Origin of the sequence: Thioclava sp. IC9 (assembly GCF_002213225.1) — a bacterium.
Lineage (GTDB): Bacteria > Pseudomonadota > Alphaproteobacteria > Rhodobacterales > Rhodobacteraceae > Thioclava > Thioclava nitratireducens.
Genome location: NZ_NBNX01000001.1, coordinates 1,020,066 through 1,042,920, shown reverse-complemented (window position 1 = coordinate 1,042,920; position 22,855 = coordinate 1,020,066). Strand labels below are relative to the sequence as shown.

Below are 22,855 nucleotides of genomic sequence, written 5' to 3'. Positions count from 1 at the left end.
CCGCGACCGGGGAGGGGCGGGCCGGAGGATGTGAGATTTGGCGCAGCCAATACCCGGCTGACGTCGCGATGCCAAGCCCCGTAGGCCGGGTTTTAAGAAAAATTCAAAGAAGATCAGGCCGGATTGCCCGATTTCGCGGCAAATTTCGCGAGACTGGTGGCCAGATCGCCATAGCCGGTAAAACGCCGCTCATAGCGCAGTCCGAGCCGCTCCGCCGCCTCGCGCGCCTTCGCATCTAGCGCCGGATCGTCGGTCTGGGCCTGATAGATCAGCCGGTCGTAATTGCCGAACATCATCGGGATCAGCTCCGGATGACGGTCGAAGCCCATCGGCTTCCAGACGAAAGCGTCGAACTGCCGCGTCAGGAAATCAGTGAGGTAGAAGGCCGTGATCTCCTCTTCCGCCGTTTTGGCGAAGGCGGCATTGCCTTCGAAAAACGAATAACAATGCGGGCCTTCGACCATCTCGACGCCCAGGGACTTGCATTTTTCCGACAATTGCCCGCCCGTGCCGCAATCGGCATAGACCACGAAGATATCGTCGTATTGGTCGCGATAATGCAGCACCGCCTCTTCGACGGCGGCGGTGATCTTCTCGGGGTAGAGGTGCAGATTGGCGGGCAGGCAGGTCAGGTCGATATGATCCCAGCCATTGATCCGCTTGAGCGCGAGAATCTCCCGCGCGAGCGCCCCGCAGGCGATCAGCAGAAGCCGTCCCGACCCCTCGGGAGCTAAGCCATCTTTCGTTAAGGTCGTGTCGCCGGGAAGCGAGGCACCTGTCCGGGCGGTCATTCCACCCGGGCCATCATCCGGGCAACGCCTGCTGCGACGAGAACCATCAGCCCGAGCATCGCCATCGGGAACCCCGATGCGGCGAAGGCCCAGATCGTCAGGCCGGCCAGAACGATCACGAACAGGATCAGCAGCAGAAAATGTGGCAGCGGCATTTCGCGTTTCCCCCTTCCTTTCAAGTATGGGGCGGGGAAGGGCACATGAAAAGGCCCCGATGAAAAAATCGGGGCCTTCTCCATGTATGTCAGGCGTGATGCGGCCGCGATCGGCGATCAGGCGCTCATCTGGTTGTGCTTGCGAGCGATGAAATCCTTCGCCGTCTCGACCGCCACGGCGGCGTCGCGGCAATAGGCATCGGCACCGATCGCCCTTCCGAATTCCTCGTTGAGCGGCGCACCGCCAACCAGAACGATGTAATCGTCGCGGATGCCCTGTTCCTTCATCGTGTCGATCACGACCTTCATATAGGGCATCGTGGTGGTCAGCAGCGCGGACATGCCGAGGATATCGGCCTCTTCGCGGGCGATCGCCTCGAGATAGTTCTCGACCGGGTTGTTGATGCCCAGATCGACGATCTCGAAGCCTGCGCCTTCCATCATCATCGCAACGAGGTTCTTGCCGATATCGTGGATATCGCCCTTCACCGTGCCGATCACCATCTTGCCCATGCGCGGCGCGCCGGTCTCGACCAGCAGCGGCTTGAGAATGGCCATGCCGCCCTTCATCGCGTTCGCCGCCAGCAGAACTTCCGGCACGAACAGGATACCGTCGCGGAAGTCGTTGCCCACGATGGTCATGCCCGCGACGAGGGCCTTGGTCAGAATGTCATACGGCGTCCAGCCGCGGTCGAGCAGGATGCGGGTGGCCTCTTCGATCTCTTCCTTGAGACCGTCATAGAGGTCATCCATCATCTGCGCGGTAAGCTCGTCATCGTCGAGTTCCGAGAGGATGATATCGTCGTCGTCTTCGGCCATGTCCAATAGTCTCCTGCTAGCCGGTGTTACCCTGTGGTGGGGCCGTGGCCCCGTCAAGTCTTGGCGAATTGCGACATGCGCGGTGTTTTGTCCGACCTCGCATGGTGTTGCCGGGCGGATGCCCGGACTCTACTTGGCAAATGTTCTCATTTCGTTCTAAATTCCGGGCATGAGTCTGCCATTCGACCTTCCCCCCGCGAACCCGTCCGAGCGTCTGCGCGCGCGCGGCGCCGCGGCGCGCCCCGTGGGCCGGTTCGAGCCCTTCTCCCGCGCGCCCGAACATGACGGCTGGGACATTCCCGAAGAGGAGCGCCTGACCCGAACCGAAGTCTCGGTAGAGCGACCGCGCTCCGTCATCACCCGAAACCAGTCGCCAGATGTGCCCTTCGAGCGCTCGCTCAACCCCTATCGCGGCTGCGAGCATGGCTGCATCTACTGCTTCGCGCGCCCCAGTCACGGCTATCTCGGCCTCTCGGCTGGCTTGGATTTCGAGACCCGGTTGATTGCGCGTCCCGAGGCGCCGCAGGTGCTCGAAGAAGAGCTGCGCAAGAAAAGCTATCGTCCGAACGTGCTCGCCATCGGCACGAATACCGATCCCTATCAGCCGCTCGAGCGCAAGATGGAGATCATGCGCGCCGTTCTGGAGGTGCTGCAGGCCTATCGCCATCCGGTCTCCATCGTCACCCGCGGCTCGACCATCCTGCGCGATCTCGACATCCTCGCGCCGATGGCCGAGGCGGGATTGGCGCAGGTCGGCGTGTCGGTCACGACGCTCGACGCCAAACTCGCCCGCGATCTGGAGCCCCGCGCCCCGAGCCCGCCGACCCGGATCCGCATGATCCGCGAACTGTCGCGCGCGGGCATCCCGGTGCGCGTCATGGCCGCTCCGATGATCCCGGGACTCACCGATCACGAGCTCGAAGCGATCCTGACCGAGGCGCGCAGGGCAGGGGCCAGGGCCGCCTCGATGATGCCGGTGCGGCTGCCGCACGAGGTGGCGCCGCTTTTCGCCGACTGGATGGTGCGGCATCACCCCGGCAAGGTCGAGAAGGTGCTGGGCCGGATCCGCGACATGCGCGGCGGCAAGCTCAACGACCCGCGCTTCGGAGAGCGGATGAAGGGCGAGGGCGAAATGGCCGAGCTGTTGCAGCAGCGGTTCAAGCTGAGCTGCAAGCGGCTGGGCTTCGCGCGTCATCTGCCCGATCTCGACGTGACGCAGTTCCGCGTGCCGCCCCGGCCGGGCGATCAGCTCGAACTGTTCTGATCTCGTCTGAGGCGCGTGCATGCTCCATCCGCCGAGAAAAATCCCGGCCCTTCCTTCGTATTGGTTCAAATATCCCGGGGTGAGGCCGCAAGGCCGAGGGGCAGCGCCCCTCAATCCGCGCTTAGCTGCGCCGACGTCCCCGACGTTCGCGCTTGGGCGCATCGCCGCTCAGGCCGTCATCCTCCGACGAGAACCCACCCAGAACCGAGGAGATCTGATCGAGCGTCGGGCGTTCGCCGCGCGGACGCGTCTCCAGCGCCTCGCGCATCGCGACCAGATGCTCGGCCATCGTGCCGCAGCAGCCGCCGATGATTGTGGCGCCGCAATCGCGCGCCATCACCGCATATTCCGCCATCAGCTCGGGCGTGCCGTCGTAATGGATATGGCCGTCGACGTATTTCGGGATGCCCGCATTGCCCTTGGCGATGATCGGGCGCTCGGTCCCGGTTGCGGCAAAGCCAAGAACGGTGCGCAGAAGGTCCGATGCGCCGACCCCGCAATTCGCGCCGAAGGCCAGCGGCGGGTGGGCCAGCTTGTCGACCATCGAGACCATCGCCTGCGAGGTCAGGCCCATCATCGTGCGCCCTGCGGTGTCGAAGCTCATCGTGCCGCACCACGGCATCCCCGCCAGATGGCAGGCTTCGGCGGCGGCCTTGTATTCTTCCTGCGCCGAGATCGTCTCGACCCAGAGGATATCCGCGCCGCCTTCTTTCAGACCCTCGGCCTGTTCGTGGAACATCTCGACCGCGAGTTCGTGGGTCAGCGTACCCATCGGCGCGAAAATCTCACCCGTCGGGCCCATCGAACCCGCAACGACCACCGGGCGCGACTGCTTGTCGGCGACCTCGCGGCCGATCTCGGCGGCGAGGCGGTTCAACTCGCGCACGCGGTTCTGGGCGTTGTGCAGTTTCAGTCGCGAGGCATTGCCGCCGAAGCTGTTTGTCAGAAACAGGTCCGAGCCCGCATCGACGGCGAGCGAATAGAGCTTCGCGATCTTCGCGGGCTCGTCGGCATTCCACAGTTCCGGCGCTTCGCCCGAGGCCAGCCCCATGTTGAACAGGTTGGTGCCGGTCGCGCCATCGGTCATCAGCCAATCGCGGGTTTCCAGAAGGCGGCTCAGCGCGTCGGTTTTCGGGGCGGTCATAAGGGCCTCGTCAAATGCAAAAGGGCCGCGTCTGGCGCGGCGGTTGGCTTTGTCCTGCCATGACAGGCGGGATTTGGCAAATTCGTTTCCTTCATGTTCTTGATGAAGGGGCTGCGATCTCGGCTCGATATGCAAAAGGCCGGACGCGCAGGGCATCCGGCCTTTCAATCCGTGTCATGGGCGAGGGCTCACTCGGCCTCGTCGACCACCTGACGACGCGCCTCGGCCATGCATTCGGCCATCTTCGCGCGGATCGTTTGTTCATCGGCTTTGTCGCCTAGATCGCCCGAGAGCTTGCGATACACGTCTTCGTGGCCCGCTTCCTCGAAATCGGAGGTCACGACCTCGCGGACATAGGCATCGGCCTCGGGGCCGGTCTTGCCCAGAAGGCCCGCGGCCCATTGGCCCAGCATCTTGTTGCAGCGCGCATCGGCCTTGAACTGCAGTTCGGCATCATGCGCGAACTTGTTCTCATAAGCGTTTTCGCGATCGTCGAAGGTGGTCATGGCCCTCGTCCCTCCCGGTAAAGTCTCCGTTACCATCGATATGCACATGCACAGGGCGCGCCGCAAGAGGAAAGGGCCGCGATTTGGCCGGTTTGACGGGGCTGTGCATCCGCGTGAACGGCTGTGCGCTTTACCTTGCGAGACTCGCGGGCTTGTCCTATAGGGCGGGCGACACCCTTTCGCGGACGGCGCGCAGGGGCGGCGCGGTATTCCGTTCGGGATGTGGCGCAGGCTCCCACGACGTCCGCGCCAAGCGAGAACGGAGACGCGATGGCACCCCGGCGCAAGAAGATCTACGAAGGCAAGGCGAAGGTTCTGTATGAAGGCCCCGAGCCCGGAACGCTGGTCCAGTATTTCAAGGACGACGCGACCGCCTTCAACGCGCAGAAGCGCGATGTGATCGAGGGCAAGGGCGTGCTCAACAATCGCCTGTCCGAATACTTCATGACCGGCCTGACCAATATCGGCGTGCCGAACCACTTCATCAAACGTCTCAACATGCGCGAGCAACTGATCCGCCAGGTGGAGATCGTGCCGCTCGAGGTGATCGTGCGCAACTTTGCCGCCGGTTCGATCGCGAAGCGTCTGGGGCTGGAAGAGGGCACGCCGCTGCCGCGTCCGATCGTCGAATACAGCTACAAGAACGACGAGCTGGGCGATCCGCTCGTGCCCGAGGAATACATCATCGCATTTGGCTGGGCGAGCCAGCAGGATCTTGATGACATCGTGGCGCTGGCGCTGCGCGTGAACGACTTCCTGACCGGCGTGTTCTATGGCGTCGGTATTAAGCTGGTCGATTTCAAGATCGAGATTGGCCGGGTCTGGGACGGCGATTTCATGCGTCTGATCGTGGCCGACGAGATCAGCCCCGACAGCTGCCGCCTGTGGGACGTCAAGACGGGCCAGAAGCTCGACAAGGACGTGTTCCGCCGCGATCTGGGCAACCTGACCGATGCCTACACCGAAGTCGCCAAGCGCCTTGGCGTGCTACCGACGAATACCCAGCCGATCAAACCGACGCTGATCAACTGAAAGGACCGCTCGTGATGAAAGCCCGCGTTCATGTCATGCTGAAGGATGGGGTGCTCGACCCGCAGGGCGAGGCAGTGCGCCACGCATTGGGCCATATGGGCTTCGACGGCGTCGCAGGCGTGCGCCAGGGGAAGGTGATCGAGCTGGACCTGACCGCGACCGACGCCGCCTCCGCCGAGGCCGAGGTGAAGGAGATGTGCGAGAAGCTCCTCGCCAACACCGTGATCGAGAAATACACCATCGAGATCGCCTGATCCGGGCAGGGTGGGGGCGCTGCCCCCTTGGCCTGCCGGCCAATTCCCCCCCCCCCCCCGCGCGATATTTGTACCAAGACGAAGGCCGTACTGGCCTTACTCGACAGGTTCGACCCTCAAGGCCAGGAGTTTGCGCCCATGAAAGCCGCCGTCATCACCTTCCCCGGATCGAATTGCGACCGTGACCTGAGCATGGCCTTCGCGGCAGCCGGGGCGGATGTCGTCAAGGTCTGGCACAAGGAAACCGCATTGCCCGAAGGCATCGACATCATCGGTGTGCCGGGCGGGTTCTCCTATGGTGACTACCTGCGCTGCGGCGCCATCGCCTCGCGCTCGCCCATCGGGCAGGCCGTGGCGGATTTCGCGGGCAAGGGCGGCTATGTCATGGGGATCTGCAACGGCTTCCAGGTGCTGACCGAGATGCGGCTTCTGCCGGGCGCGCTGATGCGCAATGCGGGGCTGAAATTCGTATCGAAACCGCTGGCGCTGCGCGTGGCGACGACCGACAGCGCCTATACCTCGGGCTATGAGCTTGGGCAGGAGATCATGATCCCGGTCGCACACCATGACGGCAACTATCAGATCGACCCCGAGGGCCTCGCGCGTATCGAGGGCGAGGACCGCGTGGCGTTCCGCTATGTCGAGAACCCCAACGGGTCTGTCGACGATATCGCGGGCGTGCTAAGCGAGAACCGCCGGGTGCTGGGCATGATGCCCCACCCCGAACGCGCGATCGAGGCTGCGCAGGGCGGCGCCGACGGGGCGGCGCTTTTCCGCGCGTTGAGCGGGATGCTGGCAACCGCCTGATCTCGCGCGCTTGTTGCGCTCTGGGCCTTGGCTTAGACTTCGCGCATGACGCACGTGCAGACACGTTCGACGATTTTACCGGATGAGCCGCCCGAAGGTGAGGGCGGGCTCGGCGTTATGGCGCGCTCGCCGCGGGCCCGCTGGCTGCTGCGCATCGCGGTGGTGCTGATCCTCGCGCTGGCCGGGACGGTAATGTGGATCACCAACCAGTGGCTCACCCAGCGTTTCACCGAGACGACGCGCGTGCGCACCGAGCTGCGCCTCGCGCTCTACACCGGCAACATCATGTCGGAATTGCAGCGGACTTCCGTGGTGCCGCTGTTGCTGGCGCGCGATCCGCAACTGACGCAAGCTCTTGATACGACTGATTATTCCACTGCCTCCGCGCAGCTGATCACGGCCAAGAAAGAGGTCGCTGTCGCCTCGATCCGACTTTTGGACATGCAGGGCCGCGTTGTGGCCTCGACCAATCGCACGCAGATCGGCACGCCATTTCCGAACGCGCCCTTCTTCGTCGATGCGACCCGTTCGCGCGGGACGATCTTCTCGGTCAACGAGCCCGAGGCAGGCGGCACCGAGTTCGACTACTCGCGGGCGGTGATCCAGAACAACAAGCCCGTCGGCGTGATCGTCGTCGAAGCGGACCTGTCGAAATTCGAGCGCGCTTGGGCGGGGATTTCCGATGCGCTGGCCGTGGTCGACAGCGAGGGCAAGATTATCCTGACGACCGAGCCGCGCTGGCGCGGCGTGACGATGTCGGAGGCGCTGGCCGCACGCTCGGCCCCCTCCGCGATTGAGCGCGCGCTGCAGGCGACCGCGGACTGGGCGAATGATGCGCCCGACGCCTATCTGAAGGGCCGGGCGGTGATGCGGACCGAGGCGCGCATTCCGTTCCGCGGCTGGAAGATGATCGCCTTTACCAGCTACGATTCCGTGCGCGAACGGGTGAACGCCGTGCTCGCGCTCGAGATCATGGGCTTCGCGATCCTGCTGGCGCTGGTCTTTTACGCGCTATCACGCCGGGCGCGGCGGCAAAGCCAGGAATTGCGGGCGGAATCGGCGGAGCTGCGCCAGTTGAACGCGCGTCTGAGCCGCGAGATCGCCGAGCGTGAGAAGGCGCAGCAGGATCTGGCAGTGGCCGAGCAGACGATCGCGCAAAGCTCGAAGCTCGCCGCTCTGGGCGAGATGTCGGCTGCCGTCAGCCACGAGTTGAACCAGCCGCTGGCCGCGATGAAGACCTATCTGGCTGGCGCGAAACTGCTGTTGCAGCGCGCCCGGGTGGAGGAAGCCTTGTCCTCCTTCCAGCGCATCGACGACCTGATCGGTCGCATGGGCGCGATCACGCGGCAGCTTAAATCCTATGCCCGCAAGGGCGGCGAGGCGTTCGAGCCGGTGGACCTGCGGGTGGCGCTGTCGGAGGCGCTCTCGATGATGGAGCCGCAGCTGAAAATTCGCAAATTGCACATTTCCCGCACCATGCCGCGGAGTCCTGTTATGGTTATGGCGGACCGCATCCGGCTGGAGCAGGTGATCATCAACCTGTTGCGCAATGCACTCGACGCTACCAAGTCCGTTGAGGAACCGCAGGTGGAGTTGTTGCTTACCTCGGGGGAAACGGCCGTTCTGAGCGTGCGTGACAATGGTCCCGGAATCTCGGATCTCGACAAGCTGTTCGAGCCGTTCTGGACCACGAAGAAACCGGGGGAGGGGACGGGGCTGGGCCTCGCGATCTCGTCCTCCATCATCAGTGATTTCGGGGGGCGTCTGACCGCCCATAATTCCGAAAGCGGGGGCGCGGTGTTCGAAGTGCAGCTGCCCCTTCTGGCGGACAAGAACAGGGCCATAAAGGCCGCGGAGTAAGACATGGCAAGATTAATGAAGGTAGCGATCGTCGATGACGAGGAAGACATGCGGCAGTCGGTCAGCCAATGGCTGGCGCTGTCGGGCTTCGACGCCGAGACCTATGCCAGCGCCGAAGATGCGCTGAAAGTGATCGGCCCCGACTGGCCGGGCGTGGTGATCACCGATATCCGGATGCCCGGCATGGACGGGATGGCCTTCCTCAAGCGGCTGATGGGCATCGATAGCGGTCTGCCGGTCATCATGATCACCGGCCACGGCGATGTCCCGATGGCGGTCGAGGCGATGCGCCTTGGCGCGATGGACTTCATGGAAAAGCCGTTTTCGCCGGATCGGATGACCGAACTGGCCAAACGCGCCACGCAGGCGCGGCGCACCACGCTGGATAATCGCGCGCTGCGCCGCGATCTGGCCGAGGGCGAGAAGGTTATGGGCAAGCTGATCGGCACCTCCGAACCGATGGAACGCCTGCGCGAGGATATTCTCGATCTGTCTCAGGCTGATGGCCACGTTCTGATCGATGGCGAGACCGGCACCGGCAAGACGCTCGTGGCCCATGCATTGCACGCGACGGGTCCCCGCGCGGGAAAGAAATTCGTCATGGTCAGCTGCGCCGCGCTGACCGAGGAAGCCCTCTCTGCCAAGCTGTTCGGCCCGGTCGAGGAGGGCGGTCTGCCGCTGATGGAAGAGGCCCGCGGCGGCACGCTCTGTCTCGAGGATGTCGAGGCGCTCAGCCAGTCGCTGCAGGCGCGGCTTTTGCAGTTCATCAACGATCAGGGCGCGCCGGCGGAGACCCGGATCGTCGCGATCTGCAACACCCATGGCGAGGGAAAGACGGTCGAGGACGCGCTGCGCCCCGATCTGTATTATCGTCTGGCCGCTCTGAAGATCACCCTGCCGCCGCTGCGTGCGCGCGGCGAGGATATCCTGACGCTGTTCAACCGCATGTCCGAGCAATTCGCGGACGAATACGGCTGCGACGTGCCCGAAGTGACCGCGCAGGAAGCGGCACAACTGCTGCAGGCTCCGTGGCCGGGCAATGTGCGCCAGCTGATCAACGTGGCCGAACGCGCGGTGCTGCAATCGCGCCGGGGGTCGGGCTCCATCGCGTCGCTCTTGATGACCGACGACGAAGAGGCGGGCCCGGCTGCGATCACCACAGAGGGCAAGCCGCTCAAGGAATATGTCGAGAGCTTCGAGAAGATGCTGATCGACAACACGATGCGGCGCCACAAGGGGTCGATCTCGGCGGTGATGGAAGAACTGTGCCTGCCGCGTCGGACGCTGAACGAAAAGATGGCGAAATACGGCCTCGCGCGCGCCGATTACTTGTGAGGCCTGCGCCCGCGCAGGCTCCCCTCGATGCGGGCGCGTGCAGGCAGCTTTCGAACAAGACGACGTGAGCGGCGCGGGCCCGGATGGCACCGCGCCGCGGCATTTTCAGGCTCAGGGCGAAAAATCCCCGGGACGGGCCTGCCCAATCGTTGATCTTTGCCCGGAATCGGGGCGCGATTAACCCTTCCGTTACGAAAATTCGATTGTGTTCCCGGTGGCTGTGCCGCTATGGTCGAAACTAGTCGGTTTCACGCCAAACGTGTGAACCCTCCGAAATTCGCTGATGCCTTGGCCGATCCGGCGCAGATGATGCGCAAGGGGCCCCGGCTCAACCGATTGGCCGAAAGGCCGCAAGTTTGTCTCCCTCTGCCGCATATGCCGGGATGGAGGCCGTTAATTGGGCGCCAAGCGGCTAAGGCCGACCGCGCCTTGGAAAGAACCGCGATGATGCGTGACGGGATTTCGCAGATGAAGACGGGCAGGCTCGACGCCACCGCCGTCTGCGCGCATGTCCGCAGCCTCGCCTCAAGGACAGTTTCAGCCCAAGACAGCGCCGCGCCCCCGGGCCGGTCGCAAAGGGCTGACCTATTGGAATTACATGGCAAAGAAGATGCTTATAGATGCCACCCACGCGGAAGAGACCCGCGTCGTGGTGGTGGACGGCAACAAGGTCGAGGAATTCGACTTTGAGACCATCAACAAACGGCAGCTCGCCGGCAATATCTATCTCGCGAAAGTAACGCGCGTCGAACCGTCGCTGCAGGCGGCATTCGTCGACTACGGAGGAAACCGGCACGGGTTCCTCGCCTTCGCGGAAATCCACCCCGATTACTACCAGATCCCTGTCGCCGACCGCGAAGCGCTCCTCGAAGAAGAGCGACAGCTTGCCGAGGCCGCTGCCGAGGAAGAGGAAAAGCCGAAATCACGCCGCCGCCGCTCGCGCCGGTCCTCGAACAAGGCGGAAAAGGCCAAGCAGGACGACGCGGTCGTCAGCTCGGACGAGATCCCGGGCATGGGCGTCGTCGATCCCGAGGCGGAAGACGAGAACGCCGATGCCGCCAGCGAAGAGGCGGAAGCGGACGCGCAGACGGAAACCTCCGAAGCTCCGGCCGAGGAAGCGCCCGCTTCGGAAGCTGCTGAGCAAACCGCGGCTGTGGAAGCTGCGCAATCCGACGAGGATGACAGCGACGACTCGGACGAGGATGACGACGACGCGGCCGAGGCCGATAGCGGCATCGAATCCGTCGCCGACGAGGATGTCGAGGAGGAGATCCGTCCGGCCCGCAAGCCGCGTCCGCGCCGCTACAAGATCCAGGAAGTGATCAAGGTCCGCCAGATCATGCTGGTGCAGGTCGTCAAGGAGGAGCGCGGCAACAAGGGCGCCGCTCTGACCACCTATCTCTCGCTGGCAGGCCGCTACTGCGTGCTCATGCCCAACACCGCGCGCGGTGGTGGCATCTCGCGCAAGATCACCAACGCCGCCGACCGCAAGAAGCTCAAGGAAATCGCGGGCGAGCTGGACGTGCCGAAAGGTGCCGGCCTGATCGTGCGTACGGCGGGCGCGCAGCGCACCAAGACCGAGATCAAGCGCGATTACGAATACCTGATGCGCCTGTGGGAGCAGATCCGCGATCTGACGATGAAATCCGTCGCACCGGCGCCGATCTACGAAGAAGGCGATCTGATCAAGCGCTCGATCCGTGATCTCTACAACAAGGATATCGACGAGGTTCTTGTCGAGGGCGAGCGCGGCTACCGCGCGGCCAAGGCCTTCATGAAGATGATCATGCCGAGCCACGCCAAGAACGTGAAGCACTACTCGGAATCGCTGCCGCTCTTCGCGCGCCATCAGGTGGAGAGCTACCTCGCCTCGATGTTCAACCCGACCGTTCAGCTCAAGTCCGGCGGCTATATCGTGATCGGCGTGACCGAAGCGCTCGTCGCGATCGACGTGAACTCGGGCCGGGCCACCAAGGAAGGCTCGATCGAGGAAACCGCGCTCAAGACCAACCTTGAAGCCGCCGACGAAGTGGCCCGCCAGCTGCGCCTGCGCGACCTCGCCGGGCTGATCGTGATCGACTTCATCGACATGGACGAGCGCAAGAACAACTCGGCCGTCGAAAAGCGCATGAAAGAGCGCCTCAAGACCGACCGCGCGCGCATTCAGGTCGGACGCATCTCCGGCTTCGGCCTGCTCGAGATGAGCCGCCAGCGCCTGCGTCCGGGCATGATCGAATCCACGACGCAGCCCTGCGCCCATTGCCACGGCACCGGCCTGATCCGCTCCGATGACAGCCTCGCGCTGAGCGTTCTGCGCGCGATCGAGGAAGAGGGGACCCGCAAACGGACCCGCGAGGTTCTGGTGCGTGCGCCCGTCGCGGTCGCCAACTACCTGATGAACGCTAAGCGCGAACATGTGGCAGTGATCGAGGCCCGCTACGGTATGTCCGTGCGCATCGAGGCCGCGCCCGAGCTAGTCTCGCCCGATTTCACCATCGAGAAGTTCAAGACCGCGACCCGCAATGTTGCGGAAGTGGACAGCCCCGTGGTGTCCGCGTCGGCAAGCCTGATGGCCGAAATCGACGAGGCGGAGGACGAGACCGAGGCGCAGACCCCGGAGGTCGAGACCGAGGCCGAGGAGCAGCCTAAGAAGAAGCGCCGCCGCCGTCGCCGTCGCAAGAAGTCGAATGGCGAGAACGGGGAGAATAACGACTCTTCGGAGAACGGCGATCAGTCGTCGGGCGACCACAAGTCGGACGATCAGAAGTCTGAACCGACCGGAGGTCAGGACGCGCCCGCCAAGGCCGAACCCGCGCAAGCGGCAGAGGCTCCGGCGGACGAGGCCAAGACCGAGGCGCAGACCGACGTCAAGACCGAGGCTCAGCCGGAGGAAGAAGCGCCGAAGCCGAAGCGCCGCTCGCGCGCCCGCAAGAAGGTCGAAGAACCGAAAGCGGACGCCGAGACCGCGGAAGCTGCGGTTGAGGGCACCGAGGCCAAGGCCGAGGAAGAAGCACCCAAGCCGAAGCGCCGCACGCGGTCGCGCAAGAAGGTGGATCCCGAGGCGGATGCGCAAGCCGCCGTCGAAGGCAGCGCCGCCGGCGCCAAGGTCGAGGCCGCAGCGGCGGAGGAAGAGGCGCCCAAACCCAAGCGCCGCTCCCGTGCGCGCAAGAAGGTCGAGGAGCCCGTAGCGGAGACGCCCGAGAGCCCTGAGCCGCCGGAAACCCCGCAGCCCGACGCGCCGACCGAGCCGCAGGAGACGCCGCAGCCCGACGCGCCCGTCGAGACGCCCGAGCCTACGCCGCAGGAAACCCCTGCCGACGTGCCGCAGGAAACGCCGCCCGCGCCCGAGCCGGAAACCCCGTTCGAGCAGCCTCCGGAAACGCCGCAGCCTGATGCTCCGGTCGAACTGCCCGGTGGTCCGGCCTTCGCGGAGACCGAAGCCGAGGGCGAAACCATGACCGAGGAGGCGCCCAAGCCCAAGAAACGGGGCTGGTGGAGCCGCTGAGGCAGCCTCAGATTTGAGAAAGGCCGGGCAGAGCGCCCGGCCTTTTTCGTTTTCATATCTGCTTATCCGCGCTCAGGCGGCCAGTTCCTGTGCATGGCGGGTCAGTTGCAGCGCCGCCCGCGCCGCCTCGCGGCCCTTCTCGACGAAATGGCTGCCAAAGATCGCCCGGTGGTGATCGGTCTCCTGGAACTGATGCGGTGTCAGCGAGACCGACAGCACGGGCACGCCCGTCTCCAGCCCCACCTGCATCAGGCCATTCACCACGGCCTGCGCCACGAAATCATGCCGGTAGATTCCGCCATCGACGACCAGAGCCGCGCCCGCGATCGCCGCGTAGCGGCCCGTTCGGGCCAGTTCCTGCGCCCTCAGCGGCAGCTCGAACGCGCCGGGCACGTCGAAGACATCGACCTGCGCCGCCGGGATCTCTTCGAGAAACCCCTCGAGCGCGCGGTCGATGATATCAGCGTGCCAATTGGCCTTGATAAAAGCGTAACGGGTGTGTGTCATCGTGATCTCCTTGCTAGCGACACGTCACCCAAGGCGATCACATACAGGCCGTGCCCGCGCGAGAAGGCCCGGGATCGGCTGCATATTCTCTTCCATCCGGACTGTAACCGTCGGCTCAGGCCTCGCACCTGATCTGCTGACCCTCGCACGACGGCGAGGCGCTCGCGGGCTCGCGGATTTCGCCGCATACCGCCGGTGGGGAATTTCGCCCCGCCCTGAGAATGGCCGGAGATTGGCACGCGCTTGTGTCCTCGGCAAGGGGTTCAGTTCCTCGGCCAGCCTTACCAGCATCGGGAGACTGATCATCAGCGGCGGGCCGACGCCGGGCAGGTGCGCAACGCGAGGGCCATCAGCCCTTGCGTACGAGATAGACCTTCACGCCTTCCCAATCCTCTGCCTCGACCAGTTCGTGTCCGCATTGCGCGCAGAAATGGGGCACGTCGATCCAGCTCGCCCCGTCGGTCGCGACCAGCTGGACCAGCGTGCCGGGCGCCGCCGCCTCCAACGCTTTGCGCAGGCGCAAGACGGGCAGGGGGCACAACAACCCCTTTGCATCGATTTCGACATCGGGTTTCATGCCGGAGGTTCTCGCGCGCCCGCGCTGATTTGTCCACGCTGTTGTTATCTCACGACCCGGTGACCGCGCGCGAGGAATGGGGTAGAGGAAGAACATGTTTGGAATCGATCTCGTCTCTGCCGCTTTCCTGCCCGCCGCTTTCGTGGCGCTCTTTGCGGGTCTGCTGTCATTCCTCAGCCCGTGCGTGCTGCCGATCGTGCCGCCCTATCTCGCCTATATGGGCGGGGTCAGCATGGGCGACCTGCGCGAGGGCAAACGCTCGGCGGCGGTGCCTGCGCTGTTCTTCGTTCTTGGCCTGTCGACGGTGTTCCTGTTCATGGGGTTCGCCGCCTCGACCTTCGGGCGGTTCTTCCTGACCAATCAGGTGCTGTTCGGACGGATCGCGGGCGGGGTGATCGTGATCCTCGGCCTGCATTTCCTCGGCGTCTTCCGCATCCCGATCCTCGACCGCGAGGCGCGGCTGGATGCGGGCGACCGGGGCGGCTCAAGTTTGGGTGCCTATGTGCTGGGGCTCGCCTTCGCCTTCGGCTGGACGCCCTGCATCGGCCCGCAGCTGGGTGCGATCCTGTCGCTGGCCGCCCAAGGCGGCGATCAGGCGCGCGGCACCGCGCTGCTGGCGGTCTATGCGCTGGGTCTGGGCATTCCGTTCCTGCTGGCCGCGCTGTTCATCCAGCGCGCGATCGGGGTAATGAACCGGCTCAAGGCCTATATGGGCATCATCGAGAAGACGATGGGCGCGCTGCTGGTCGTCGTCGGGATTCTGCTGCTGACCAATGCGTTCTCGGCGATCAGTTTCTGGCTGCTGGAGACCTTCCCGAGCCTTGCAGTGCTGGGCTGACGCCTCACGCCACCATCTGCACCGCGCGGACCAGATCCGCCTCGAAAGCCCGCAGCATAGCGGGCTTTTCCATGTCGGGCAGGCGCAGCAGGTAGGACGGGTGCATGGTGATGAGCATCGGCGTGCCATCGTCGAGCATCTCCACCGTGCCGCGCCGCTTGAGAAGGTCGCGCCGATCCCCGGTGAGGCTCTCCAGCGCCGTCGCGCCCATCGCAAGGATCGCCTTCGGCTTCACCAGAGCGCGTTCCCGGTCGAGCCACCAGCGGCAGTGATGAATTTCCTGCCGGTCGGGCGACTGGTGGATGCGCCGTTTGCCGCGCGGGGTGAATTTGAAATGCTTCACCGCATTGGTGATGAAGGCGCGATCGCGGCACAGACCCGCACGCGCAGCCACCTCGTCGAAAAGCTGGCCTGCAGGGCCGACGAAGGGGCGGCCCTCGAGATCCTCGAAATCGCCCGGCTGCTCGCCCACGATCATCAGCGGCGCATCCAGCGGCCCTTCGCCCGGCACTGGCTGCGTGGCGTTCTCCCAAAGTGGGCAGCGGCGACAGCCGTTCAGCCCGGCGAGCAGCTCCGCGCGGTCGCCGACAGGCGGCGGGGTGGCGCGGTCGCTTGCCAGCCGCTCGGTGATCTTGCCTGCACGGGCCGGGGCCAGCGTGGGGGCACTTAATGCCATCTCCTCGGCGCGGGCCTGTGCGGTGGCGATCATCTCGGGGATGAGGCTGGCTTCGGGCAGGTTATGCCAATATTTGCGCGGCATTTCGGATTGCATCGCGCCGACCTTCAGCCGCGCCGGGTTGAAGATGTTGCGGAAATAGGTGCGCCAGAGGTCTTCGGCGGCATCCTCGGGCAGGTCGGGGCGCGGCTGCCCCTCGCTGAAGCGCAGTTTGCCCGCTTCGAAATGCGCGGTCAGGTCGGGTGTGAAGATCGACCAGTCCATATCGCCGAACCGTCTGACGAAGAACGGCGCGGTCAGCTCGCAGATGTAATGCGTGGGTTCGAACCACGCGGCAAAGCGGCGACGTGGGGCGTCGGGCGCCCCGATTTCGCGGAAGCGCACGAAGGCCGTCATCTTGTGGCGGTCGCGCGAGACCTCCTTGGCCATGCGGTTCAGTCGGTCGATGCGCGGATCGGCGCGGTCTTCCAGCAGGCGCTTGTCGGATCGCAGCGCCCAGAGCACCGCGTAAGCCCGCGCGAAGCGTTCCGGGTCGCGATGACAGACCACGAGCCGGGCGAGGTCGACAAAGCCCTTTGGCACGCTCACAGCGCTGCCCGTGGGGGTAGGGGCGTCCTGCGCGAAGAGATCGGCCTCACCCGCCCCGCGATGCCAGAGAAGCTCCTCGGGCGGGATGCCAGCGCCCAAAGCTGCGCGGGCCTCGTCTCGCCAAGCCTCGAACGTGCCGATCTCGGGCAGGGTGATCGTCCGCATCACAACAGCCGCAACTGCTGCGGCGGTGGGGCGAAACGGGCGCGCAGGTCTGCCGCATCGGTCAGTGCGCGCGGGTGCCAGTCCAGCAGCGTGATGAAGGGTTTCGCTTGCTTCAGATTCGCCCCCATGCGCCGCAGGTCCTCGTAGCGCAGCGTCCGGTAGCGGCGCGTCGCCAGCAACCGGTTCACCGTCTTCACCCCCAGCCCCGGCACGCGCAGCAGCATCTCGCGCTCTGCCCTGTTCACGTCGAGCGGAAAGAGATGCCGGTTCGCCAGCGCCCAGGCGAGCTTGGGATCGACCGTCAGATCGAGATTGCCGTCGGTGGTGCCTTGCGAAATCTCGTCCACGTCGAAGCCGTAGAAGCGCAGCAGCCAATCCGCCTGATAGAGCCGATGCTCGCGCATCAGCGGTGGCTTGATCAGGGGCAGGGCGGCGGAGCTGTCCGGGATCGGCGAGAAAGCGGAGTAATAGACACGCTTGAGCGCGTAGCTCGAATAGAGCCGCGTCGAGGTCTTCAAGATCGTCGTGTCATTCGCCCCGTCCGCGCCGACGATCATCTGCGTCGATTGCCCGGCGGGCGCGAATTTCGGAGGGCGCTTGCCGGTGAAGCTGCGTTCTTTCCGCGCCTCGCGCAGCACCCGCACGTCGCCCATCGCGCGGCGGATTTGGGCGGGATCCTTTTCCGGCGCATAGTCCTGCACCGCGCGGTCGGTCGGCAGCTCGACATTGATCGAGAGGCGATCGGCGTAAAGGCCGGCCTCCTCGATCAGCTCGGGGGCTGCGTCGGGGATGGTCTTCAGATGGATATAGCCGCGGAAATTATGCTCGACCCGCAAGAGCTTCGCGATCCGCACCATGTCGGCCATCGTGTCATCGGGCGAGCGGATAATGCCGGAGGAGAGGAACAGCCCCTCGATATAGTTGCGGCGGTAGAATTCCAGCGTGAGGGTCACGACCTCCTCGGGAGAGAACCGCGCGCGGGTGACGTTGGAACTCACCCGGTTCACGCAATAGGCGCAGTCATAGATGCAGAAATTCGTCATCAGGATCTTCAGCAGGCTGATGCAGCGCCCGTCCGGCGTGTAGGCGTGACAGATGCCAGAGCCGGTGACCGAGCCGATCCCTTTGCCATCCTTCGAGTCGCGCCGCTGCCCGCCGCTCGACGCGCAGGAGGCATCGTATTTCGCCGCATCCGAGAGGATCGCCAGTTTCTGATCGAGAGTCATCCTTGCTATGTGTTCACTATATGTTCACGCTATCTGCCTTTCAATAATTCCATGACAAAGGGCGCGAAATCTCGCGCCCCTCGGAAAACGGCGCCCGGACCTCAGGAAGTGAGGCGGCGATACATGTGCCAGCTGGCATGACCCAGAACCGGCAGCACGATGAAGAGGCCAAGGAACATCGGCAGCATCCCAACGAACAGGCTCGCCGCGATCACCAGCGCCCAGATCGCCATCGAGACCGGGTTGGCCGCGACTGCCCGCATCGAGGTGAGGATGGCGGTGATGATGTCGATCTCGCGATCCATGATCAGCGGCAGGCCGACCACGGTGAAGGAGAACAGCATCGCTGCGAAACCCGCCCCGATCAGGGTGCCGATGCTCAGCATCATCAGCCCGTTCCCGGTCAGAAGGATATCAGGCGAGCTGGAGATGTTGGTGAAGGCCGACAGCCCCATGAACAGCGCGAAGGTGGTATGGGCGACGAAGACCCAGAACATGAACATCATCAGGATCAGCATCGCCATGGACGGCGTCTGGCGATCCTTCTCCGAGACGCAGCTGGCGATCACCTCGCGCCAGATCAGAGGCTCCTGCGCCTCCAGCTTGCGCGAGACGGTATAAAGCCCGATCGCCGCGAAGGGGGCGAGCAGCGGAAAGCCGAGCGCGAAGGGGATCAGCCACCATTCCTCGCCCTGCGCTGCGAACACCATCCAGAGCACGATGCCCCCGAGCACGTAAAAGCCCGAGAACATCAGACCGAAGGCCGGGGCGCGTTTGAAATCGTTCCATCCCGCCTTCAGGATGTCTGGTATGTCCGAGGCCTGAAGGTCGCGGATAGGCGGCACCTCGGAGGGCGGCGACACGATCGTTTGCATTGCTTTTCTCCCTGACTGAGGGCCTCTCCCAAAGGCCCGCAACTTCACGTTGCGTCACGCGGGCGTGATCTGTCCAGAGAATTGCTCGCTGCGTCGCCGCGAGGCTCAGCCGCCCATCCGTTTCGTCAGCCGCAGGGAGAGCGCATAGGGCAGGCGTTTCAACAGCTTGAGCTGCCATGTCAGGCGGCGGGGGAAGTGGGTTTCGAACCGGTCCTTGGCCAGCCCGTCGGCGATGCGGCGGGCGGCCTCGTCGGCTTCGATCATGAAGGGCATGGCGAAGTCGTTCTTCTCGGTCAGGCGAGTCTTCACGAAGCCGGGAGAGATCAGCCGCACGTCGATCTTGGGCGCATATTCGACCCGCAGGCTTTCCACTAGGTTGATCACGCCGGCTTTCGAGGCGGAGTAGAGCTGCCCTTTCGGTAGGCCGAAGATGCCCGCGACGGAGCCGAAGATCACCAACTGCCCACCTTCGCGTAGCAAGCCGGGAGCGGCCTGCGCGAACCATAGCGTGCCGAGCAGGTTCACCTCCACCAGCTTGCGCGCAGCCTCCCGTTCGATCTGCTCCACGCGGCCCGGATCGTAAAGCGCGGCGGTGATGATCATCGCATCCAGCGGCCCGTGGCTCAGGATTTCGCCGCGCGCATCGTCGAGGCTTTCGGGATCGGCGACGTCGCAGGGCACCACCTCGCCCTGACCCAGTTCTGCCTTCAATGCGTCCAGCGGCTCGACCGAGCGCGCAGACAGCACCAGCCGCGCCCCGCGGGCGGCCAGTTCGCGCGCCAGCGCCTGCCCGATGCCCGAGCTCGCGCCCATGATCCAGATGCGTTTGTCCTTGAACTCCACGGCGGTCATCCTTTCGCTAGTGGTGAGGATACGCGCCAAACCGGATCAGGGTTTCATTCCGAGGGCCTCGAGGCACTCCGCCAGCAGTTCATCCAGCGGCCGTGTGCCCGAGAGGTCCAGTATCGGTTCAGACCGGCCCGCCAGCCATTCGTGATGGCGGCTTAGCGAGCGACCCGAGAAATACGGATCGTCATAGCCCGCAGCCCAGGTCAGGAAGGAGCCGTGATTGCCCTCCATGTCGCCGCCCTTGCGGATACGCGCGCCGAAGCGCATCGCCTCGCGCTTGCGCAGACGCGCGAGGCGGATCGGCGTCGGAGCGGTGAGAAAAACGATAAGGTCGGCGCCCGCGATCGCGGGTTCCCCCCAACCGTCGAGCGAGCCGGAGATCACCCAGCCTTCGGGCTTTTTCGCCGCCTCCATCAAGGCGAGCCGCTCTGCGGGGCGGCGTTTGACGGTGTAGGGCGGGTCGCTCTCGGCCCAATAGAATTCGTCGGTATCGAGATGGGTGACGCCCAAGCGGTCAGCCAGGCGTTCCCCCAAAGATGATGTGCCCGATCCTGCGGCGCCGGTGATGTGAACCCGCGCCGTCATTCGCGATCAGCTATCCGCCTGCGCGTCGGCGCGGGATTTGCCTTCGAGGCCGAGCGCCAGCGTCGCTGCCATGAACCCGTCGAGATCGCCGTCGAGCACGCCCTGCGTGTCCGAAGTCTCGTATTGGGTGCGCAGGTCTTTCACCATCTGGTAGGGCTGCAGCACGTAGGAGCGGATCTGGTTGCCCCAGCCGGCCGAGCCCTTGTTCTCGTGGGCTTCGTTGATCGCCGCGGTGCGCTTTTCCAGCTCCATCTGATAGAGCCGCGATTTCAGCGCTTTCATCGCGATGTCGCGGTTCTGGTGCTGCGATTTCTCGGACGAGGTGACAACGATGCCGGTCGGGTGGTGGGTGATCCGCACCGCCGAGTCGGTCGTGTTGACGTGCTGACCGCCAGCCCCCGAGGAGCGGAACGTGTCGATGCGGATATCGGCGGGGTTCACCTCGATCTCGATATTGTCGTCAACGACCGGGTAGACCCAGACCGAGGCGAAAGAGGTCTCGCGCGTGCCCTTGCCGAAGGGCGAAATCCGCACGAGGCGGTGCACACCCGATTCCGATTTCAGCCAGCCATAGGCATTGGGACCGGAAATCTTGTAGGCGCAGGACTTGATCCCGGCCTCGGCACCCGGTTCTTCGGATTGCAGTTCGACCTCGTAGCCGCGCTTTTCGGCCCAGCGGACATACATCCGCTGCAGCATCGAGGCCCAGTCGCAGGCCTCCGTGCCACCTGCGCCCGCATTGATCTCGAGGAAGGTGTCGTTGCCGTCGGCCTCGCCGTCGAGAAGGGCTTCCAGCTCTTTCGACGCGGCGGTTTCCTTCAGCGCGGCGAGCGACGCTTCTGCCTCGGAGACGACTTCCTCGTCGTCTTCCATCTCGCCAAGTTCGATCAGTTCGACATTGTCCTCCAGATCCTGCTTGATCCGGTTATAGGTTTCGAACTTGTCCATCAGTTGCTGCCGGTGGCGCATCAGTTTCTGCGCGCGCGCCTGATCGTCCCACAGGGTGGGGTCTTCGATCATCGCGTTGAATTCCTCGATCCGGTGCGGCGCGGTCTCGAGGTCCATCCGCTGGCCGAGCAAGGTCAGGGACTTGCGGATCTGTTCGACGGTATTCTGCGTCTCGGCGCGCATCTGTCATCCTCTTGAAAGCTTGGTCCGCGTGATACGAGATCGGCGCGGCGCCCGCAAGGCGGGGCGGGGGAAATTGCGTGGGCCGCGCGGCGTTGGAAAGCCGCGCGGCCCTTGTGTTCGAGGCCCCCGGATGCCGAGCGGGATGCGGCTCAGCTTGCCTCCAGCGCAGCGATGATCGCGCCGAAATCGCTGGCTTTGAGCGAGGCCCCGCCCACCAACGCGCCGTCGACGTTGGAGGTCGCGAAGATCTCCTCGGCATTGCCGGGTTTGACCGAGCCGCCATAGAGGAGCCGCATGCCGTTGCCTGCGTCGGCGAAGCGCGCGATCAGCGTGTTGCGCATGAAGTCATGGACCTCCGCGATCTGATCCAGCGTCGGCGTGCGACCCGTGCCGATCGCCCAGACGGGCTCGTAGGCGATTACGCAATTGGCGGCCGTCGCACCGTCGGGAACGGAGCCGGCGAGCTGTTCGCCGATCACGTCGAGCGTCTGTTCGCCGTCGCGCTGCGCTTCCGTCTCGCCCACGCAGATCACCGCGATCAGGCCTGCGGCGATCGCAGCCTCGGCCTTGGCGCGCACGATCAGATCGCTTTCATGATGATCGGCACGGCGTTCGGAATGGCCGACGATGACGTGAGAGCCACCCGCATCCGCGATCATCTGTGCCGAGATGTCGCCCGTATGTGCGCCGCTCTCGTTCATGTGGCAATCCTGCCCGCCGACCGCGAGCTTGCCACCCGCCGCTTCGGTCATCGCGCCGATCAGAGTCGCGGGCGGGCACAGGAGCACGTCACAGGCGGGCGAGGGGTGCGCCTCGACAAGGGATTTCACCTCGCTCAGGTTGCTCTTGAGCCCGTTCATCTTCCAATTGCCGGCGGCCAGCTTCTTGCGCATGCCTGTCTCCCTTATGTCATTCGGGCCGACATTAGGGCAGGGGGATCGCACTCGCAAAGGGCAAATTGGCGCGGGAGCGGGGCTCAGCCGTTGGTCTGGGAGGCTTCCATATCGGCGAATTTGATCGACTCGCCGCAGCCGCATTCATCGACGACGTTCGGATTGCGGAACTTGAAGCCGCTTTCGAGAAGACCGGTCTCGTAGTCGATCTCGGTGCCCAGCATGAACATCTGCGCCATCGGTGCGATCAGAACCCGGGCGGGGCCCTTTTCCACGACGATATCCATCGGTCCGGCCTCGGCCGCGACCTCCATCGTGTATTCCATGCCCGCGCAGCCCCCTTTCTTCACGCCGATGCGGAAGCCAGCCGCGTCTTCGCGCGACATCAGCTTGGCGATCTGCGCGACGGCGGCGTCGGTCAGGGTTACGGGGTCTTGTCCGGGAACGTTGAACATGGGGGCTCTCCTTCACCG

General features: G+C 64.6%; 23 protein-coding genes and 1 riboswitch. Of the genes, 8 read left to right on the top strand and 15 right to left on the bottom strand.

All coding sequences use genetic code 11. The annotated features are described in order from the left end of the window. Positions 1 to 113 precede the first annotated feature (113 nt). The 3 genes from B6V76_RS04785 to B6V76_RS04780 form a co-directional block, all read right to left on the bottom strand. Positions 114 to 791 (bottom strand): DUF1638 domain-containing protein, encoded by a 678-nt coding sequence (locus B6V76_RS04785; RefSeq protein WP_088726786.1) that lies wholly within the window; start codon positions 789 to 791, stop codon positions 114 to 116. Next, on the bottom strand, positions 788 to 946 hold the full coding sequence (locus B6V76_RS19840; protein WP_166504540.1) for a hypothetical protein: 159 nt from the start codon (positions 944 to 946) through the stop codon (positions 788 to 790). The genes B6V76_RS04785 and B6V76_RS19840 overlap by 4 nt, the downstream gene beginning before the upstream one ends. Positions 947 to 1,063: 117 nt before the next feature. Next, complete coding sequence (locus tag B6V76_RS04780; protein ID WP_088718864.1) at positions 1,064 to 1,765, bottom strand: B12-binding domain-containing protein; 702 nt, start codon at positions 1,763 to 1,765, stop codon at positions 1,064 to 1,066. Between the two features lie 169 nt (positions 1,766 to 1,934). Between B6V76_RS04780 and B6V76_RS04775 the strand changes: the two genes are divergently transcribed. Next, positions 1,935 to 3,029 (top strand): PA0069 family radical SAM protein, encoded by a 1,095-nt coding sequence (locus tag B6V76_RS04775; RefSeq protein WP_088726785.1) that lies wholly within the window; start codon positions 1,935 to 1,937, stop codon positions 3,027 to 3,029. Between the two features lie 121 nt (positions 3,030 to 3,150). Here the strand turns inward: B6V76_RS04775 and bmt are convergent, their stop codons facing one another. Next, on the bottom strand, positions 3,151 to 4,173 hold the full coding sequence (gene bmt / locus B6V76_RS04770; RefSeq protein WP_075774538.1) for a betaine--homocysteine S-methyltransferase: 1,023 nt from the start codon (positions 4,171 to 4,173) through the stop codon (positions 3,151 to 3,153). Positions 4,174 to 4,361: 188 nt separating this feature from the next. Continuing rightward, complete coding sequence (locus B6V76_RS04765) at positions 4,362 to 4,679, bottom strand: DUF1476 domain-containing protein (RefSeq protein WP_075774539.1); 318 nt, start codon at positions 4,677 to 4,679, stop codon at positions 4,362 to 4,364. A gap of 270 nt (positions 4,680 to 4,949) precedes the next feature. Here B6V76_RS04765 and purC point away from each other — a divergent pair, with 270 nt between their 5' ends. The 6 genes from purC (at position 4,950) to B6V76_RS04735 (ending at position 13,472) form a co-directional block, all read left to right on the top strand. Continuing rightward, the gene (gene purC / locus B6V76_RS04760) at positions 4,950 to 5,711 is read left to right on the top strand and encodes a phosphoribosylaminoimidazolesuccinocarboxamide synthase (protein ID WP_075774540.1); all 762 of its coding nucleotides are present in this window, start codon (positions 4,950 to 4,952) and stop codon (positions 5,709 to 5,711) included. Positions 5,712 to 5,725: 14 nt separating this feature from the next. After that, positions 5,726 to 5,965 carry a phosphoribosylformylglycinamidine synthase subunit PurS gene (purS, locus tag B6V76_RS04755; protein ID WP_075774541.1) on the top strand — a complete coding sequence of 80 codons (240 nt, stop codon included), beginning with the start codon at positions 5,726 to 5,728 and terminating at the stop codon, positions 5,963 to 5,965. Positions 5,966 to 6,103: 138 nt separating this feature from the next. Beyond that, the gene (gene purQ, locus B6V76_RS04750) at positions 6,104 to 6,772 is read left to right on the top strand and encodes a phosphoribosylformylglycinamidine synthase subunit PurQ (protein WP_075774542.1); all 669 of its coding nucleotides are present in this window, start codon (positions 6,104 to 6,106) and stop codon (positions 6,770 to 6,772) included. A 117-nt stretch (positions 6,773 to 6,889) separates the two neighbouring features. After that, the gene (locus B6V76_RS04745) at positions 6,890 to 8,632 is read left to right on the top strand and encodes an ATP-binding protein (protein ID WP_075774543.1); all 1,743 of its coding nucleotides are present in this window, start codon (positions 6,890 to 6,892) and stop codon (positions 8,630 to 8,632) included. A 3-nt stretch (positions 8,633 to 8,635) separates the two neighbouring features. Next, complete coding sequence (locus tag B6V76_RS04740) at positions 8,636 to 9,967, top strand: sigma-54 dependent transcriptional regulator (RefSeq protein WP_075774544.1); 1,332 nt, start codon at positions 8,636 to 8,638, stop codon at positions 9,965 to 9,967. A gap of 598 nt (positions 9,968 to 10,565) precedes the next feature. Then, complete coding sequence (locus B6V76_RS04735) at positions 10,566 to 13,472, top strand: Rne/Rng family ribonuclease (RefSeq protein ID WP_088726784.1); 2,907 nt, start codon at positions 10,566 to 10,568, stop codon at positions 13,470 to 13,472. 72 nt (positions 13,473 to 13,544) lie between these two features. Here B6V76_RS04735 and B6V76_RS04730 read toward each other — a convergent pair whose 3' ends face one another. Together B6V76_RS04730 and B6V76_RS04725 are read right to left on the bottom strand one after the other, a co-directional pair. Next, complete coding sequence (locus tag B6V76_RS04730) at positions 13,545 to 13,979, bottom strand: 6,7-dimethyl-8-ribityllumazine synthase (RefSeq protein WP_088721748.1); 435 nt, start codon at positions 13,977 to 13,979, stop codon at positions 13,545 to 13,547. 80 nt (positions 13,980 to 14,059) lie between these two features. Beyond that, positions 14,060 to 14,206, bottom strand: a riboswitch (FMN riboswitch). Positions 14,207 to 14,328: 122 nt separating this feature from the next. Then, the gene (locus tag B6V76_RS04725) at positions 14,329 to 14,556 is read right to left on the bottom strand and encodes a sulfurtransferase TusA family protein (protein WP_075774546.1); all 228 of its coding nucleotides are present in this window, start codon (positions 14,554 to 14,556) and stop codon (positions 14,329 to 14,331) included. Positions 14,557 to 14,650: 94 nt separating this feature from the next. Between B6V76_RS04725 and B6V76_RS04720 the strand changes: the two genes are divergently transcribed. Beyond that, positions 14,651 to 15,394, top strand: a complete 744-nt coding sequence (locus B6V76_RS04720) for a cytochrome c biogenesis protein CcdA (protein WP_088718859.1) — start codon at positions 14,651 to 14,653, stop codon at positions 15,392 to 15,394. Positions 15,395 to 15,398: 4 nt separating this feature from the next. Here the strand turns inward: B6V76_RS04720 and B6V76_RS04715 are convergent, their stop codons facing one another. The 8 genes from B6V76_RS04715 to B6V76_RS04680 all read right to left on the bottom strand — a co-directional run bounded on the left by B6V76_RS04715 (position 15,399) and on the right by B6V76_RS04680 (position 22,837). Further along, on the bottom strand, positions 15,399 to 16,823 hold the full coding sequence (locus B6V76_RS04715; protein ID WP_088726783.1) for a UdgX family uracil-DNA binding protein: 1,425 nt from the start codon (positions 16,821 to 16,823) through the stop codon (positions 15,399 to 15,401). Next, a complete protein-coding gene (locus B6V76_RS04710; RefSeq protein WP_088726782.1) occupies positions 16,823 to 18,058 on the bottom strand; it encodes a putative DNA modification/repair radical SAM protein in 1,236 nt (411 codons plus the stop codon). The genes B6V76_RS04715 and B6V76_RS04710 overlap by 1 nt, the downstream gene beginning before the upstream one ends. Positions 18,059 to 18,150: 92 nt before the next feature. Continuing rightward, entirely contained in the window at positions 18,151 to 18,924 is a 774-nt protein-coding gene (locus B6V76_RS04705) for a DUF2189 domain-containing protein (protein WP_088726781.1), read from the bottom strand. A 105-nt stretch (positions 18,925 to 19,029) separates the two neighbouring features. Beyond that, the gene (locus B6V76_RS04700; RefSeq protein WP_240497800.1) at positions 19,030 to 19,767 is read right to left on the bottom strand and encodes an SDR family NAD(P)-dependent oxidoreductase; all 738 of its coding nucleotides are present in this window, start codon (positions 19,765 to 19,767) and stop codon (positions 19,030 to 19,032) included. A gap of 45 nt (positions 19,768 to 19,812) precedes the next feature. Beyond that, on the bottom strand, positions 19,813 to 20,358 hold the full coding sequence (locus B6V76_RS04695) for an AAA family ATPase (RefSeq protein WP_075774552.1): 546 nt from the start codon (positions 20,356 to 20,358) through the stop codon (positions 19,813 to 19,815). A gap of 6 nt (positions 20,359 to 20,364) precedes the next feature. Then, positions 20,365 to 21,489 (bottom strand): peptide chain release factor 2, encoded by a 1,125-nt coding sequence (prfB, locus tag B6V76_RS04690; RefSeq protein ID WP_088726780.1) that lies wholly within the window; start codon positions 21,487 to 21,489, stop codon positions 20,365 to 20,367. Positions 21,490 to 21,638: 149 nt separating this feature from the next. Beyond that, entirely contained in the window at positions 21,639 to 22,382 is a 744-nt protein-coding gene (gene tpiA, locus B6V76_RS04685) for a triose-phosphate isomerase (protein ID WP_088726779.1), read from the bottom strand. Positions 22,383 to 22,465: 83 nt separating this feature from the next. Beyond that, positions 22,466 to 22,837, bottom strand: coding sequence for an iron-sulfur cluster assembly accessory protein (locus B6V76_RS04680; RefSeq protein WP_088718855.1), 372 nt, complete (start codon positions 22,835 to 22,837; stop codon positions 22,466 to 22,468). Positions 22,838 to 22,855: the final 18 nt, after the last annotated feature.